General features: G+C 46.5%; 1 protein-coding gene. It reads left to right on the top strand.

Going from position 1 to position 1,207, the window contains the following annotated elements; translation table 11 throughout:
- A partial coding sequence (locus BCF53_RS19120; protein WP_132704377.1) for a transposase occupies positions 1-988 on the top strand: 988 nt, incomplete at its 5' end.
- Positions 989-1,207 lie beyond the last annotated feature (219 nt).

Raw genomic sequence — 1,207 nt, 5'->3', positions numbered from 1 at the left:
GCCTTGCACTCTGCAATACCTGAATGAACAACTGATCCGTTATTGGCTGGCTCAGAAAGACGTTAACATCCATCATCTGCGCATTGATAGCACCGTGGTACACAGCCATATTGCTCCGCCCAGTGATAGCCAGCTTCTGTATGATGGCATACGGGTCTTGAGTCGCCTTATGGCAAAAGCCAAAGATCGCACGGGTGTTAAGCTTCGGTTCACGGATCAACGTAAAAAAGCGAAATCGCTTGCCTATAAAATATTTAATGCCAAGAACGCAGACAAACAGGTGCTTTACCCGAAGCTGTTAAGGATCGCAGAGCTCGTCATTGAACAGTCAATCCGAGGCATAGAGCGCATCACTGAGACGGTACTGAGTGGGCAAGCTTGGTGCGAGGTCGTCCGCCACTACCAAGGCCTGCTGAAGAGAGTCATAGATCAGGCCACTCGGCGTGTGATCAATGAAGAGAAGGTTCCGTCGTCTGAAAAACTGGTCAGCTTATTTGAACCGCATACCGACATTATCGTCAAAGGTTTTAGAGATGTTCAGTACGGGCACAAAATTAATTTATCAACAGAGCAGTCCGGTTACGTTACGCATTGTAGTATCGAACAAGGCAACACCAGTGACAAAGAACTTTTTTTGCCGGTGTTGAAAGCACACCAGGACACATACAATCAATTGCCTTTCCGCACCATTGCTGATGGCGGCTACGCAAGCCAGAACAATGTTAACACGGGTCGGGCGATGGGCGTGCAGGCCGTGGGCTTTCAGAAGGATGTTGGTTTGACGCTAAAAGCAATGGGATTGCAGAAAAGAACGCTGAAGAAGCTGGCGAATTTCCGGGCTGGCATCGAAGGAAACATATCAGAACTTAAGCGATCTTTTGGCTGTTCTGTTGCCCGGTGGAAACATTGGTCGGGCTTTCAAGCCTTTGTTTGGTCGTCTATTTTAAGTTACAACTTGAATCGGCATGTTCGCTTAAATAGCAGTTGAATGAGTTGAGCTGTATTCTAAGTCAGAAAAACCGAGGAGGCAGAAACCGGAGCAAAGAAGTCGGGTTTTGGTTGTGCTTGGAAAACGGCAAATACAGCAAAATTAAGCGGTTAAATGAAATTAAGATAGCGGCAATCTGCGGATGAGAAATATTTGTTAACAGCAGTTATTGGCAAGGCGGTAAAATATTGAAATTACCGCCTTTATGGATGGGCACTA

It is taken from the genome of Reinekea marinisedimentorum (assembly GCF_004341165.1).
In the GTDB taxonomy this organism is placed as follows: domain Bacteria; phylum Pseudomonadota; class Gammaproteobacteria; order Pseudomonadales; family Natronospirillaceae; genus Reinekea; species Reinekea marinisedimentorum.
This window is presented reverse-complemented; position numbering and strand designations above follow the sequence as displayed.